Origin of the sequence: Arthrobacter humicola, assembly GCF_022803015.1 — a bacterium.
In the GTDB taxonomy this organism is placed as follows: domain Bacteria; phylum Actinomycetota; class Actinomycetes; order Actinomycetales; family Micrococcaceae; genus Arthrobacter; species Arthrobacter humicola_A.
Genome location: NZ_JAFKON010000004.1, coordinates 327,044 through 341,595 on the forward strand (window position 1 = coordinate 327,044; position 14,552 = coordinate 341,595).

Here is a 14,552-nt window from a genome sequence, read left to right on the forward strand (position 1 = left end):
CTCTTGCGCTGGTCCCTTGTGCGCGAACCGCAGCCCGAGTGGGCGAGCCCTAGTGGAAGAAGTGGCGAGCTCCGGTGAAGTACATGGTGATGCCGGCGGCGTTGGCTGCGGCGATGACTTCCTCGTCCCGGACAGAGCCGCCCGGCTGGACGACGGCGCGCACGCCGGCGTCGACCAGGAGCTGCAGTCCGTCGGCGAACGGGAAGAACGCGTCCGAGGCCGCCACGGCGCCGCGGGCCCGTTCCGGTGCACCGGCGGCGCCTGGTTCTGCCTGAACGGCAGCCGCCCCGCCAGCACCCTCGACGTCGGACTCAACCGTGACGCCGAGGGTGTTGGCGCGCTCGACCGCCAGCTTGCAGGAATCGAGCCGGTTGACCTGGCCCATGCCGATGCCGACGGCGGCACCGTTGTCCGCGAGCAGGATGGCGTTGGACTTCGCCGCGCGGCACGCGGTCCAGGCGAACGCAAGGTCGGCCAGGGTGGCGGCGTCGGCGGCGTCGCCCGCGGCCAGGGTCCAGTTCGCGGGGGTGTCGCCGTCGGCGTCGACCTTGTCCGTGGCCTGCACCAGCATGCCGCCGGAGACCTGGCGGAACTCGGTCGGGTAGCGGCCGTATCCGTCCGGGAGGGCCAGCAGGCGGATGTTCTTCTTCTTGGACAGGATCTCCACTGCCTCGTCGTCGAAGCCCGGAGCGATGACGACCTCCGTGAAGATGCCGGCGACGGTCCGTGCCATCCCGGCGGTGACGGTGCGGTTCGCGGCGATGACGCCGCCGAACGCGGACACGGGATCGCAGGCGTGGGCCTTGGCGTGGGCGTCGGCGATCGGGTCGGCCGCCGACGCGGACCCCACAGCCACGCCGCACGGGTTGGCGTGCTTGATGATGGCGACGGCGGGCTCGGCGAAGTCGAAGGCGGCTCGCAGGGCGGCGTCGGCGTCGACGAAGTTGTTGTAGCTCATGGCCTTGCCGTGCAGCTGGTCGGCCTGGGCGATGCCGGCCGGGGCGGCCTTGTCCACGTACAGTGCGGCCTGCTGGTGCGGGTTTTCGCCGTAGCGGAGCACCTCGGAGCGTTCCAGGGCCAGGCCTGCGTAGGCGGGCCAGTCGATCACGCCGTCGCCGTCCTCGTCGCGGAACTGGCTGGCAGTCCAGGTGGCCACGGCGGTGTCGTAGGCCGCCGTGTGCGCGAACGCCTTGGCAGCGAGCCGGCGGCGGGTCTTCAGGTCAAAACCGCCCGAGGCGGCTGCCTCCACGACGGCACCGTAGGACGCCGGGTCCACCACGATGGCGACGGCGGCGTGGTTCTTCGCGGCAGAGCGCACCATCGCGGGGCCCCCGATGTCGATCTGTTCGACGACGTCGTCCGGCGCGGCACCGGACTTCACGGTCTCCACGAAAGGGTAGAGGTTGACGATGACGAGGTCGAACGGCTCGATCTCCATGTCCGCCAGGGTCTGCATGTGGGCCGGGACGCGGCGGTCCGCGAGGATGCCGCCGTGCACGCGCGGGTGCAGGGTCTTGACGCGGCCGTCCAGCATTTCCGGGGAGCCGGTGACTTCCTCGACTTCCTGCACGGGGATGCCCGCGGCGGCGATCTTCTTGGCCGTGGAGCCGGTGGAGACGATCTTGACGCCGGCGGCGTGCAGGCCTTGGGCGAGCTCCTCCAGACCGGTCTTGTCGTAGACCGAAATCAGTGCCCGGTGGATGGGAACTCGGTCGATGGATACACGGTCAAGCTGCGTGAAGCTCACAAAAGTCTCCGTCTTATATCGCGGCGGGGCCGCGGGTGGTGGGGATGCGGCAAGTTTATCGCGTCCCCACCACCGGGCCCTCCCGCGCGCCGGAGTGTGAAGCACGCGCGGGCCGCGGCCCGGCCACGTAGAGTTTTCACAGGAGGCCAAGATGAACACGTACACCACTGTGCCCAGCGGCGAACAGGTGGTCCAGGAACTGCCTTGGCGGTGGAAGGTCCAAGGCCGGATCTTCCTGATCGGCGGGCTGGGCTTCATGTTCGATGCCTGGGACGTCACCCTCAACGGCATCCTCATTCCGTTGCTGTCCAAGCACTGGTCACTGAGCCCGGGCGATGCCGCCTGGATCGGCACGGCGAACCTCATTGGCATGGCCCTGGGCGCGTTCGTCTGGGGCACCATCGCGGACACCATCGGCCGCAAGAAGGCCTTCACCGCGACCCTGCTGATTTTCTCCATCTTCACCGTGCTCGGCGCCTTCTCCCCCGACTTCATGTGGTTTGTCGTGTTCCGGTTCCTGGCCGGGTTCGGCCTGGGCGGCTGCATCCCTGTGGACTACGCGCTGGTGGGCGAGTTCACCCCGCGCAAACAGCGCGGCCGGGTGCTCACCGCGATGGACGGCTGGTGGCCGATCGGCGCGGCCCTCTGCGGTTTTGTCTCCGCCGGGCTGGTCGCGGCCTTCGCGGACTGGCGGCTGACCATGCTGGTCATGGTGCTCCCGGCGCTGCTGGTGTTCTGGATCCGACGCAGCGTGCCGGAATCCCCGCTGTTCCTGATCCGCAAGGGCCGCCGCGACGAGGCCGCCAAGGTGATCGACGCCCTGGTCCAGGCCACCGGCGCCGAGGCCCGCGTCTACAGCCTGCCCGCGCCGCAGGATGCACCACGCCTCTCGGCAGGGAGCGCGTGGACGCAGTTGCGCGCCCTCTGGCAGTTCAACTGGAAGATCACGACGGCGGCATGGGCCCTCTTCTTCAGCATCCTGCTCGTGTACTACCTGTCGCTGACGTGGATGCCGCGGATCCTGATCGGCGCCGGCTTCGAGGAGTACAAGGCCTTCCTGACCACGGCGTCGATGGCCGCCGTCGGACTCCTGGGCGTAGTGGTGGCCGCCCTGCTGGTGGAGCGGGTGGGCCGCAAGTGGATCCTGGCGATCACCGGCCCGCTGTCCGCGCTGACGCTGGTGATCGTGGCGATCGTGGTGGACATTCCCACCGCCGCCGTGTTCTGGCTCCTGGTGTTCGGCTTCGTGGTGCAGGTGGCCATCCCGGTGCTCTACACCTATGTCTCCGAGCTCTACCCCACGGAGCTGCGCGGCTCCGGCTTCGGCTGGGCCTCGACGTTCTCCCGGCTCGGCGCCGGGTTCGGTCCGCTGATTTTCGCGGCCTTCCTGTGGCCGGAGCTGGGGCTCGCGACATCGTTCGCCCTGGCCGGCGGCCTCGTGCTGCTCTCCGTGCTGTGGATGGCGTTCTTCGCCCCCGAGACGAAGCAGCGCCGGCTCGAGTAACGCACCCACCCCGCCCAACTGGCTCGCAGCAGGGGCCGTTCTGAGCGCTCAGAACGGCCCCTGCTGCGAGCTAGTTGGGCGGCCAACCACGGCTGGCGAGAACGGCGCGGACCTTGGTCACGGCGGCGCGCGCGTCGTTCTGCATGTGCCGTTTTGAGATCCTGACCAGGGTCCAGCCCGCGCCGCTGTAGTCCTCTTCCCTGGCGATGTCGCGGATGACCTGGGCCGCGTCGGAGTGCACGGCCCCCTCATACTCCACAGCAACCCGGTGTTCCGGATAGGCAAGATCAGGTTGACGCACGACGCCGGAGCGCAGGACCGTGCGCACGTTCAGTTCCGGTTCCGGTAGTCCTGAGCGGCAGAGGGCAAGCCGGAGTCTCGTCTCGGGGGCCGAATCCGCACCGATTCGGGCCTGCTCCAAGGCGAGCCGCGCCTTGCGGATACCGGGTGTTCCCTTGTGGCGGTCCAGCATCTCGGCCAGTTCCCCGGGACGGGCATAGGGCATGGTCCGGCTTTCAAACTCGGGCCGGGGATGGCGCAGCAGGTGGTCCGCCACCACGGTCAGTTCGTCAATGCTCATCTTCCGGGCGCAGTCCAACCACGTCCTGGTCCGTGAGGTTACCAGCACGCCGTCGATCGTGGTGATTTCGTCGGCGAAGAATTGCCCGACATGGCCAATCACGCCCTTGCGCCGCGGTATTGCCATGGAGTCCGGACGAGATATGTGGATGGCGGGGGCACCAGAGCCCGGGAGAAAGCCCGGGAAGTCCCAGATCAGGAAGGCGGTCGCGTGGGAGGCTGCCGAGAACTGCGTGACAAGAGTTAGGGGCCGGGCATTCAGCTTCACGTCAGCGGAGTGTTCTGCAGGCAGCCGGATCCCGCGGCTCGGAACCCGCAGTGAGGGATGCCTGAGCCGGCGACGGCTGACCCCGGCGTCGGCTGCCTCCCGGAATGTAAACGGCGCCGAACCGAGCGGCGCCGGGAGCGGCCGGGGTGTCTTCATCGACCCATCGTCGCAAAACCCAGGACTGCCTAGGAGAGTTATCCACAGCCCGCGGCCCGTCCTCCCAACTGACTCGCAGCAGGGGCCGTTCTGAGCGCTCAGAACGGCCCCTGCTGCGAGTCAGTTGGGTGGGGTTTGGGTGAGGCTAGTTGGGCCGGCAGCGGGGGAATCAGGCGGGGGTGTGGGCCGCGGCGAGGGAAGCGAGCGTGGAGACCAGGAGCCGGCGTTCCACCACCTTGATGCGCTCGTGCAGGGATTCCTCGCTCTCGCCGTCCCCGACCGCCACGGCTTCCTGCGCGATGATGGGGCCCGTGTCCACCCCGGCGTCGGCCCAGTGCACCGTGCAGCCGGTGACCTTCACGCCGTAGGCCAGCGCGTCGCGGACACCGTGGGCGCCGGGGAAGGACGGCAGCAGCGCCGGGTGCGTGTTGAGGTATTTGCCGCCAAACGCGTCGATGAAGTCGGCGCTGACAATCCGCATGAAGCCCGAGGACACCACCACATCCGGGGCGAAGCCGGCGACGGCCTCGGTCAGGGCCGCGTCCCAAGCCGCCCTGTCCGGGTAGGCCTTGAAGTCCACTACAAACGTGGGAATCCCGGCGGTGGCGGAGCGTTCCACCCCGAACGTCCCCGGCCGGTCGGCGCCGACGGCGGCGATCTCGACGTCGAGCGCGCCGGACTTCACGGCATCGATTACTGCCTGGAGGTTGGAGCCGGTGCCGGAAACGAGGACAACTATGCGCATGGTCCTAGCTTATGGGGCCGCTCGCGTAGGCTGGAAAACATGAATCCCCCCACGGAATCCGGCAGCGGCCAGTCGGACCGGCAACCGGTCGGCCAGGCAGCACAAGATTCCGCACGGCTGACGCACACCCTGTTCCGGCTGTTCGTCATCGCGGTCCTGGGCTCGTTCTTCGTCTTCCAGCTCGACGTGGGTTACGTGTGGCTGACGGCGCTGCTCACGGTGGCGGGGATCGTGCTGGGCATCGTGGTCCTGGTCCGGGCGGTGAAATACAAGGAATCGCGGCTGGTTCTGTACGGCGCGATATCCGGGCTGGTGGTGTCGGCGGTGATGCTGCTGGTGGTCCTGGCCTCGACGCTGTTCTTCAACCAGATCCGCGATTACCAGCAGTGCGTCCGCTACGCCCTGACGCAGCAGGCAACCTCGGAATGCAGGACGCAACTGGAGAAGTCCCTGCCGAGGCAGCTGCCCACGCAGCTGCGCTAGCAGCCGAACCCACACTCCGGGCTAGCGGCTGCTGACCGTCTCCAGGTCTGCCTCGCGCAGCTTCTGCTGGCGTTCCAGCCACGGTCCGGCCGCGTAGCCGATCATGACGCCGATCCCGACCTCCGCGGCCACGAACAGTGCCGTGCGCAGCGGGTCGGGCCCGATCTCCGTCAGCCGACCGATGCCGGCAGAACCGCGGGCCAGCCAGGCGAGCCCCGCCGCGAGCAGCCCGGCGACGGAGCCGATCACCGCGCCCAGCACCAGGGTGGAGGCGGCGGCGGTAAACCAGCGGGCCCGGATCTTGATGGACAGCCATTCATCGAAGTGGTTTTCGCCTTCGCGCAGGAACCACCAGCCGGCCAGCGCCCCGGCCAGCGCCGGCACCACCAGGGCCACGAAGCCGAAGTCGAGGGACCCGGCCGGCAGTGCGGCGAACACCGGAACGGACGGCAGCGGCCCGACGGCGGTCCCAAGCGGTCCGGCCAGCGACCCGACGCCCAGGGCGAACCCCGCGCCGGAGATCCAGGCCAAGGCAAAGACGACGAGGTTGGGCAGGAAGCCGAGCTGCACGATGGTGAGGACACCGCCGCCCATGGCGCCGGCGTCGAGCCCTTCGTAAACGGCGACCACAAGGTTCCAGTGGATGAAGAGGTCAACGGCCAGCAGCGCGGCGGACATCGCCAGGCTCGCCATCAGCGCCACCGAGCCTGCCTTGATGGCCGAGCCCAGGTAGGATCCGGCCCAACGGGAGTGCTGGCTGGTACGGGCCAGCCAGGCCACGGCGTCGACGCCGATCAGCCGGCTCCACGACCCGGCCTCGCGGCGCGCACCCACCACCATGCCGAGCCCGAACGGGACGAGAGGAATGAACGCGGCGGCCCACAGGCTGATGCCGACGTCGGCCGTGCGGCAGACGAAGCCCGTCGCAATCCCGAATCCGGCGTACGCCAGCCAGGAGCCGAGCAGCGCCTGCCAGAGCTGGTCCGTATATGAGGCGCGGGCAAGGCGCCGTCCGGCGCGCCAGGCGAGCAGGAACGGGATGAGGGCCAGGCCCAGCGGAATGAGCGAGAGCGTCCCGGATTCCGGCTGCGCGGCGGACCCGGCACCGGCGGTGTCCAGCAGCAGGGGCACGCCGTGGATCAGCAGCCAGGCCTGGCCGGCCAGGCGCGCCAGGACATCGAATCCGTCATGCTGGAATCCGGCCGTGGCCCAGACCATGACGATCGGGGCCACCACCACGAGGGCGGAAATGACGGCGGCCTGGGCGGACTCGAGGGCACCCTGCAGCCACAGGGGCATGGGAAGGCCACGTTGTCCGGTCTGATCAGCGCGCAGTTTCATCGAGATCCATGGTGCCACGGGCCCGGCACCCGGCCGGTTTCCGACAGGCACATTGGCCGGATCCGCCGGATTTGCCGTCGGGGGCCCCCGGCGCTTTTTGCACACCCCGGTCGTAAAATTGTAAATGTCCGCAATCAGTGGTTGGAGGCAGATAATGACTACCGCATCTCCTCATGCGCACGGCGTTCATTTTGGTCGGACAGATGTACAGAACGTCGGCATGGGTGCAGGTATCGTCCTGATCGTCGTGGGCATCTTGGGGTTCATCCCCGGCATCACTACGAATTACAGCGAACTGAGGTTCTTCGGGCCCGATTCCAAGGCCCTGTTCCTGGGCCTGTTCCAGGTGTCGATGTTGCTGAACATCGTTCAGCTCGCGATCGGCGCCACCGGCCTGACCATGTCCCGGACTGCCATGGGCGCCCGGAATTTCCTCATGGGCTCCGGTCTGCTGTACATCGTCCTTAGCATTTACGGTTTCATCGTCGGCGTGGATTCGGCGGCCAACTTCCTGTCGCTGAACACCATGGACACTTGGGCCTTTATGGTGATGGGCGTAGTAATGGCCGGCGCAGGCTGGCTGATGACAAGGCACCTGGAAGAAGACGTAAAGACCCGGTCATCAACCCCCGGGACATAGGGAGCCGCGAATGAGTAACGTTTCATAGTATTCAGAAAATTCGTACTACCTGCTGGTGCAGTGGTTTAGCGGAAACGCGGCCGCTGCACCAGCTTTCTGTGTGGCGTCTGGGGCTGCCCGACGGCGGAGCCTCCCGGCACGCCGGAAGGCCGGGACTTTGTGAGTCCCGGCCTTCCGTGATGCCCTGCCGCTGCCGTTGCCGCCGGTGATGATGCGGGTGCCGCGGCGGCTCGTTAGCTTGCGTGTTCCTGAACGCGGGGCGGAACTGTGTCCCACTCCGTTTCGGTGGCACGCATCCAGGGAAAGGGCAGCAGTTCCTTGATCCGGACCTTGCCCACCTCGCCCCCGGCATCGACCAGTACAGATGTCTCGGTTCCGTAAGAACGCAGCAGCTCCCGGCAGAGGCCGCACGGGTTGGTGACCTGGGGGTGTCCCTGCCCGTCCATGCTGACGGCTACCACGGAGTGGATTGCTGGCTCCTGGGCCATGCGGGCATTGGCGAGGGCGCTGGATTCGGCGCACACGTTGATGCGCTTGGCGCCAATGTGCAGTCCGAGATAGATGGCCCCCGATTCACCGCGCATGGCAGCAGCCACCCGGTGGTTCTCGCTGTGGTGGGCGGTGAGCAACAGCGCGCGCGCTGCCTCGTAAAGCTCCACGTCGGAGGCGTCGAGATCAAAGGAGATCACGTTTGCCTGCAAGCCGTTTGTGTCCGGGCGACTGGCGTCCATGAGGGTTCCCACTTTCCGTTCCTGCTTACCGCTGTTCTTGCGTGCCTGTATTCTGGCCTGGCTGTTTTGGTAACTGGCTGTTTTCGTAACCGGCCGTGGTCGTGGCCGGCTGCGTGCTCTACCGGCCGATGAAGATGCCGTTCTTCTTCCGGGCGAGCAGGTAGAAGACGATGCTGAGCGCCGACAGGACGGCCACGTAAACGGGGAAGATCCAAGAGGCGTTCATGGACTGGAGCCAGACCAGGAGGTAGGAGGCCGTGCCACCGAAGAGGGCGACGCCCAGGCCGTAGCCGAGCGCGGTGCCGGCGCCGCGGCAACCCTTCGGCATCAGGGAGCTGGTGACCACGTTGTACAGGGTCATGTTCAGGACCAGCACAACCGAGCCGCCGAGGAGGACGGCCGCGAAGCCGGCGATGCCGGGCTTGACGTACATCAGCATCAGGAACACGGACGGAATGGCCAGGGCACGGGTGATCAGGAACCACTTGGACATCGACTTGCCGTCAGCGACCTTGCTGATGATGAGGCTGCCGACAACCAGCACGACGCCGAGGATGGTGGTGAGCGCGAAGACGGCGGTTGCCTCCTCCTTGAAGCCGGTGCGGGCCGCCGTCGGGAGGCCGGTGTTCCAGGCGTAGTTGTAGGCCTGCGCCGCGCCGACGACGAAGGTGATGGCCAGGACGCTGAGCCAGTGCTTGCGCACTCCACCCCAGACGGTCTTGGCGGAGTTGTTCGCCAGTTCTTCCGGCCTCATGGTTTCCGGAAGCGTCCGGCGAAGGTAGACAACGACGAAGCCGAAGGCTGCGCCGACGATGAACGGCACACGCCATCCCCAGTCGGCCATGACGGCCCCACCGAGCATCAGGGACGAGAGGTAGCTGACCAGCGAGGCGAGCAGGATGCCTGCGTTGACGTAGAAGGAGATGATGCCGGCGACAAAGCCCTCGCGCCCCTCGGGGACGAGTTCGACGGCGTGGGCGGTGGACAGCGGAGCTTCGACACCGGTGGAGATGCCCTGAACGATGCGGCAGACCAGCAGGATGACGCCGGCCGCGGGGCCAATCTGGTCATAGGTCGGCGACACGGCAATGATCAGGGTGGTGATCGCCATCATCATGATGGACCAGAGCATTACCCGCCGTCGTCCGATCCTGTCGGCGAAGGTGCCGAGCAGGATGCCGCCCAGCGGACGGAACGCGAAGCCGACGGCAAAGACTGCCAGCGCGCTCAGCGTCGCGGCAACGGGGTCCTGCGACGGGAAGAACTTGGGTCCGATGAAGGCCGACAGCAGTCCGAAGACCATCCAGTCGTACCATTCCAGGGTGTTTCCAAGTCCAAGGCCGAGCAGTCCCCGGCGGACTTCCGGAGATAGCCGGGACTTGCGGCCGGTCTCCAGGTCAGTCTTGACGACAGTGTCAGTCATGATTCCTTTTTCCTTCCCCCGCACTTTCGGGGTGCGTGAGGGTACGGATTGCCGGCGGGCACCCCTGTTGGGGTCGCCGGCAATCGAAACTATCGTTTGGCTTGGTCCGCGGGGCGGGACCGGCTCGCCACGTGGGAGGCGAGTTAGCCCAGATAGCTACGCATGCCTCTTCGTAGCGCTTGAATGCAAACGGGCCATCCAGCTCGGCAACAAGGAACTGGTCCCTGGTGACCGGCCAGCATCGTGCTCTGCGGATGGCTTGGCAGATGTCACGGCAGCTTTGCTTAAGGAAAGGGACGGGTTCGCGGGCCGGATGCACCTTCCGCCAGAAGGCTGTGCGCCCTAACCTGTTTGAAGCGTTCCTGCCCAAAGTGTTGCGGCTCACACAACTATATTGAAGATCTTCACAGAGTCAATGGTTTTCGGAGAAGTCCCGTCCGCCCGCGGCAGGCCGGGCCCAGGCCGGGTCACAAAGCCCCACGTCAGGCGCAGATTCAGTCCGGAACCGTAAAAATATTCAGCAAAACCTTGATTCGCTAAAAGTTTTCACTATAGTTATGTGTGTTAGCTCACCAAGAGAGAGTCGGAGCATGACCAACGAAATCGTCACGGGACATTCCCCCGCCGGCACAAGCGTCCTTCTTGCCACCGTCGGCAACAAGGTCCGCAACATGCGCAAGGACAAAGGAATGACCCTCGCGAAGCTCTCGGAAGTCACTGGCCTCAGCCCGGCGATCGTCAGCCAGATCGAACGCGGCTTGGCCAATCCCTCTTTCACCACCTTGGCGCAGCTGGCACACGGCCTGGACATTCCGGTGGGGAAGTTCTTCCTCGGACAGGAGGAAACCAGGTCCCCCGTGGTCCGCAAGGCCGAGCGGCGGAACCTCAAGGGCGTCACCAAGAAGTCCGTAGGTGAAGCAGTCTACGAACTGCTCACCCCGGACCTCAACGGTGCGCTGGAGGCCCAATGGATCGTGAGTCCGCCAGGCCACGACACCAGCGCCACTCCTTTCCGGCACAGCGGCGAGGAATTCGGCATCGTGCTCTCCGGCCGGAAGGACATCTTCCTGGACGGCGAGAAGTACACCCTGGAAGAAGGCGATTCGATCACCTTCTCCTCGGATACGCCCCACTGGTACAAGAACAGCTACGAAGAGGTCTGCGTAGCAATCTGGGTTAACGCACCTCACGCGTGGTGATCCGCCGGCCCTAGCCGCCGTCACCCTTTCTCCGGTCCGGACGCCTCTTCTATACCGCGGTGTCCGCCGGAACCCCTCCAACAGCCCGCACCACGGCCCGCAACGGGGCGCGATGCGTCATACCCTCTGCCGGGTCGATTTCGCGGTCAGCGTTGCCGCGTTACTGCCGGGCACCGTCTTCTACGTCACCGGCACCGTTCCAACGGCACCCGTTCCCACGGCACGCCTCTAACGGCACTTCGGCCGAAACAGTAAGGATCCCCCATGAACCCGTCCACAGCCATGTCGTCGCTGGAACTCAGCACCACCACGGCGGACCTCACCGCCCCTGTCATCTCCCGCTCCGACGTCCTCGTCGTCGGCGGTGGCCCCGCAGGCGTGGCCGCAGCCGTCACCGCGGCCCGCTCGGGCGCCTCTGTCACGCTGCTGGAACGCTACTCCTCCCTGGGCGGCCTCGCCTCCGGCGGCATGGTCCTGGTGCTCGATGACATGATCAACGGCCAGGAAATCACGGTCACCGGCATCGTCTCCGAGTACGTCGAGCGGCTGCAGAAGCTGGGCCTGGCGATCGTCCCGCCGGCCGATGACCGCAAGACCTCCGAGGAACTGTGGAACAAGTGGGGCCGCTACGGCACCTTCGACTTCCACTCCCACACCACCCCCAAGCCCGTCTGCTACGCCGCCGCCTTCGACCCGGACGGCTGGAAGCGTGTCTCCAACGACCTCGTCCGCGAGGCCGGCGTCAACCTGCGCCTGCACTCCTGGTTCTCCCGCCCCATCGTGGACAACGGCGTCATGAAGGGCGTCATCTGCGAGACCAAATCCGGCCCGCAGGCCTTCATGGCCGACATCGTCATCGACACCACCGGCGACATCGACGTCGCCTCCCGGGCCGGCGCCAGCTACGTCAAGGACAGCTACCTCACCACGCTCGTCTTCCGCCTGGGCAACGTGGACACCAACGCCGCGGAGGCCTTCGAGCAGGCCAACCCGAAGGAAGCCCGCGCCATCAACCGCAAGATCAAGCGCCTCCTCGGCGGCGCCTGGGAACTGTGGTGGCTCAAGACCCCCATCGACGGCGTCGTCTGGTGCAACGCACCCCACATGACCGGGTTCGACGGCGTCGACCCGGCGGACATGACGGCCGCCGAGTTCGCCGCGCGGGACCGCATCACCGAGGCCGTGGACTACGTCCGCGCCAACCTGCCCGGCTTCGAGAACTGCTACATGCTCGACGTCGCGTCCCAGATGGGCGTGCGCCAGACACGACTGCTCGAAGGCGAGTACGTCATGACGAAGGACGATGTCACCTCCCGCCGCCACTTCGCCGACACCGTGGCCCGCGGCCGCGACTACTACTACCCGTTCCGCTCGCTGCTGCCCAAGGAAGTGGACCAACTGCTCGTCGCCGGCCGGCACTACTCCGCCACCCCCGAGGCCCAGAAGATGTCCCGCGAGATCCCGCCCTGCATGGCCATGGGCCAGGCAGTCGGCGTTGCCGCCGCGCTGGCGATCCAGAACGGCACCCTCGTCCGCGACGTCTCCGCCCGGGACATCCAGCAGGGCATGCGCCGTCACGGCGCGGACCCGGGCGACGTCCCGTCGTCGAACGCCACCTTTGACGTGGACGCGGTGGTGGGGGCATGAGCACCGTCATCGACGACCTGTTCTCAGGCACGACGGCGGCCGCCACGGAAGCTGCCGGCACCCCGCTCCCGCTTGATGGCATCAAGATCGTGGACTTCACCCAGGTGTTCATGGGCCCGTCCTGCACCCAGCTGCTGGGCGACTACGGCGCGGACATCATCAAGGTGGAACGCCCGGGCGCCGGGGACATCTCCCGGAACTCGTTTCCGGACAAGGACGGCCAGGACAACCCGATCTTCCTGTCCATCAACCGGAACAAGCGCAGCATCTCCGTGGACACCCGCACCGATGAGGGCAAAGCCGTCCTCCGCCGGCTGCTCGCCGACGCGGATGTCGTGGTCAGCAACTTCCGCTCCGGCGTGATGGAGCGGATGGGCTTCGGCTACGAGGACCTCAAGGAGCAGAACCCGGGCATCATCTGGGCCTCCGGCACCGGCTTCGGCCCCGAGGGACCCTACTCGCACAAGGGCGGCCAGGACGCGATCGCCCAGGCCTACTCCGGCGTCATGTGGCGGCGCGAGTCCGATGACATGAAGCCGGCCATCTACCCCACCACGCTGTGCGACTACATCACGGGCATGCACCTCATGCAGGGCATCCTGCTGGCACTGCGCACCCGCGAGTCCGCCGGCGTCGGGCAGAAGGTGGAGGTGACCATGTACGACTCCATGCTGCACCTGCAGATGCAGGAGGCCTGCATGCAGCTCAACCGCGGCTACGAGGTCAACTGGGGCGCCATGCCACTCAGCGGCGTCTTTGAAACCACCGACGGCGCCGTCTGCATGGTGGGCGGCTTCACCCCGGACCCGCTGCTGCGCATTTCCGAGGCCTTGGGCCTGGACGAGGACCTCACGCTGCGGCCCGAGTTCGCCAACCTCGAACAGCAGTTCAAGCACAAGCCGGCACTGCAGGCGATCTTCCGCGAGCGCATGGCCACCAACACCACCGAATACTGGACCACGCGGCTCGAAGACCAGGGGCTGCTCAACGCCCCGGTGCACACCCTGGAGCAGACCCTGGCCGATGCGCAGACACACGCCAACAACATGATCGTCGAGGCCGAACACCCCGGCGTCGGCACCGTGAAGATGCTCAACGCACCCATCCGGCTCTCCGCCACCCCGCCCACCATCCGCCGGGTGGCCCCGCGCCTCGGCGAACACAACGTCGAGGTGCTGCTGGAGAACGGCTTCGACGCCGAGACCATCGAGCGCCTGCAGCAGCTGGGGGTCCTTCGGTGACCGCCGTTTCAGAGGCCGGGACGACCGCGTCAGTTCCCACCGCCGTTGACCAGGTCACCCTGACCATCGAGAACCACGTCGCCACCGTGGTCATCGACCGCCAGCACGTGCTCAACGCCGTCGACGGCGGCGCGCAGGCCCGGCTCAACGAGATCTGGGACCAGCTCGAAGCCGATCCGGACGTCCGCGCCGTGGTCATCACCGGCGCCGGGACCCGGGCCTTCTGCGTCGGCGCAGACATGTCCGCCTCCGCCGTGGACAAGACCGGGCTCGAATACTGGGCGGGCCTGGACCCGAACGGCTTCGGCGGGCTCAGCCTGCGCACCACGCTGGACATCCCGGTGATCGCCCGGGTCAACGGTTATGCGCTCGGCGGCGGCATGGAGATCGTGCTCGGCGCGGACATCGTGATCGCCGCGGACACGGCCCGCTTCGGGCTGACGGAACCGCGCGTCGGGCGTCTGGCGCTCGACGGCGGCATCCACCAGCTGGTGCGCCGGATCCCGTACACCCAGGCAATGGGCATGCTCCTGACCGGGCGGAAGGCCGAGGCCACAGAGATGCAGTCCATGGGCCTGGTCAATGAGGTGGTCCCCGCGGACCAGCTCGACGCCGCGGTACAGCGCTGGGTGGACCAGATCCTCGCCTGCGCCCCCACCTCGGTCCGGGCGGTCAAGCAGATGGTCACGCAGACCGCGCACCTGACCGCCGCCGAGGCCCGTGGCCTCCGGCTCCCCGCCCTCATGGCGGCGCTGGACAGCGAAGACTCCGCCGAGGGCGTCCGCGCCTTCCAGGAGAAGCGCCCGCCGCACTGGCCGGGACGCTAGCCGTTCCACGGCCCGAAGATT

Annotated in this window: 13 protein-coding genes; 7 read left to right on the plus strand and 6 right to left on the minus strand. The window is 67.0% G+C overall.

Annotated features, from left to right (window positions below; genetic code table 11):
• Positions 1-49: 49 nt before the first annotated feature.
• Positions 50-1,747 (minus strand): bifunctional phosphoribosylaminoimidazolecarboxamide formyltransferase/IMP cyclohydrolase, encoded by a 1,698-nt coding sequence (gene purH / locus ARTB_RS11160; RefSeq protein WP_243180240.1) that lies wholly within the window; start codon positions 1,745-1,747, stop codon positions 50-52.
• 151 nt (positions 1,748-1,898) lie between these two features.
• On the opposite strand from purH, the gene ARTB_RS11165 reads away from it, so the two are divergent.
• Complete coding sequence (locus ARTB_RS11165) at positions 1,899-3,251, plus strand: MFS transporter (RefSeq protein ID WP_243180242.1); 1,353 nt, start codon at positions 1,899-1,901, stop codon at positions 3,249-3,251.
• Positions 3,252-3,321: 70 nt separating this feature from the next.
• Here ARTB_RS11165 and ARTB_RS11170 read toward each other — a convergent pair whose 3' ends face one another.
• Together ARTB_RS11170 and purN are read right to left on the minus strand one after the other, a co-directional pair.
• A complete protein-coding gene (locus tag ARTB_RS11170) occupies positions 3,322-4,254 on the minus strand; it encodes an endonuclease domain-containing protein (RefSeq protein WP_243180245.1) in 933 nt (310 codons plus the stop codon).
• 169 nt (positions 4,255-4,423) lie between these two features.
• Positions 4,424-4,999, minus strand: coding sequence for a phosphoribosylglycinamide formyltransferase (gene purN, locus ARTB_RS11175; protein ID WP_243180254.1), 576 nt, complete (start codon positions 4,997-4,999; stop codon positions 4,424-4,426).
• 39 nt (positions 5,000-5,038) lie between these two features.
• On the opposite strand from purN, the gene ARTB_RS11180 reads away from it, so the two are divergent.
• On the plus strand, positions 5,039-5,482 hold the full coding sequence (locus tag ARTB_RS11180; protein ID WP_243180256.1) for a hypothetical protein: 444 nt from the start codon (positions 5,039-5,041) through the stop codon (positions 5,480-5,482).
• Between the two features lie 21 nt (positions 5,483-5,503).
• Here the strand turns inward: ARTB_RS11180 and ARTB_RS11185 are convergent, their stop codons facing one another.
• Positions 5,504-6,823: a cell division protein PerM gene (locus ARTB_RS11185; RefSeq protein ID WP_243180265.1), complete on the minus strand. Its 1,320-nt coding sequence runs from the start codon at positions 6,821-6,823 to the stop codon at positions 5,504-5,506.
• A 220-nt stretch (positions 6,824-7,043) separates the two neighbouring features.
• On the opposite strand from ARTB_RS11185, the gene ARTB_RS11190 reads away from it, so the two are divergent.
• Complete coding sequence (locus ARTB_RS11190) at positions 7,044-7,463, plus strand: DUF4383 domain-containing protein (RefSeq protein ID WP_243180267.1); 420 nt, start codon at positions 7,044-7,046, stop codon at positions 7,461-7,463.
• 233 nt (positions 7,464-7,696) lie between these two features.
• Here the strand turns inward: ARTB_RS11190 and ARTB_RS11195 are convergent, their stop codons facing one another.
• Together ARTB_RS11195 and ARTB_RS11200 are read right to left on the minus strand one after the other, a co-directional pair.
• Complete coding sequence (locus ARTB_RS11195; protein WP_243180269.1) at positions 7,697-8,206, minus strand: hypothetical protein; 510 nt, start codon at positions 8,204-8,206, stop codon at positions 7,697-7,699.
• A gap of 106 nt (positions 8,207-8,312) precedes the next feature.
• On the minus strand, positions 8,313-9,617 hold the full coding sequence (locus ARTB_RS11200) for an MFS transporter (protein ID WP_243180270.1): 1,305 nt from the start codon (positions 9,615-9,617) through the stop codon (positions 8,313-8,315).
• A 590-nt stretch (positions 9,618-10,207) separates the two neighbouring features.
• On the opposite strand from ARTB_RS11200, the gene ARTB_RS11205 reads away from it, so the two are divergent.
• The 4 genes from ARTB_RS11205 (at position 10,208) to ARTB_RS11220 (ending at position 14,531) form a co-directional block, all read left to right on the plus strand.
• Entirely contained in the window at positions 10,208-10,816 is a 609-nt protein-coding gene (locus tag ARTB_RS11205) for a helix-turn-helix domain-containing protein (RefSeq protein ID WP_028277301.1), read from the plus strand.
• Between the two features lie 264 nt (positions 10,817-11,080).
• Entirely contained in the window at positions 11,081-12,463 is a 1,383-nt protein-coding gene (locus ARTB_RS11210) for an FAD-dependent oxidoreductase (protein ID WP_243180272.1), read from the plus strand.
• The gene (locus ARTB_RS11215; protein ID WP_243180274.1) at positions 12,460-13,704 is read left to right on the plus strand and encodes a CaiB/BaiF CoA transferase family protein; all 1,245 of its coding nucleotides are present in this window, start codon (positions 12,460-12,462) and stop codon (positions 13,702-13,704) included. Before ARTB_RS11210 ends, ARTB_RS11215 begins: the two co-directional genes overlap by 4 nt.
• The gene (locus ARTB_RS11220; protein WP_243180276.1) at positions 13,701-14,531 is read left to right on the plus strand and encodes an enoyl-CoA hydratase-related protein; all 831 of its coding nucleotides are present in this window, start codon (positions 13,701-13,703) and stop codon (positions 14,529-14,531) included. Before ARTB_RS11215 ends, ARTB_RS11220 begins: the two co-directional genes overlap by 4 nt.
• Positions 14,532-14,552 lie beyond the last annotated feature (21 nt).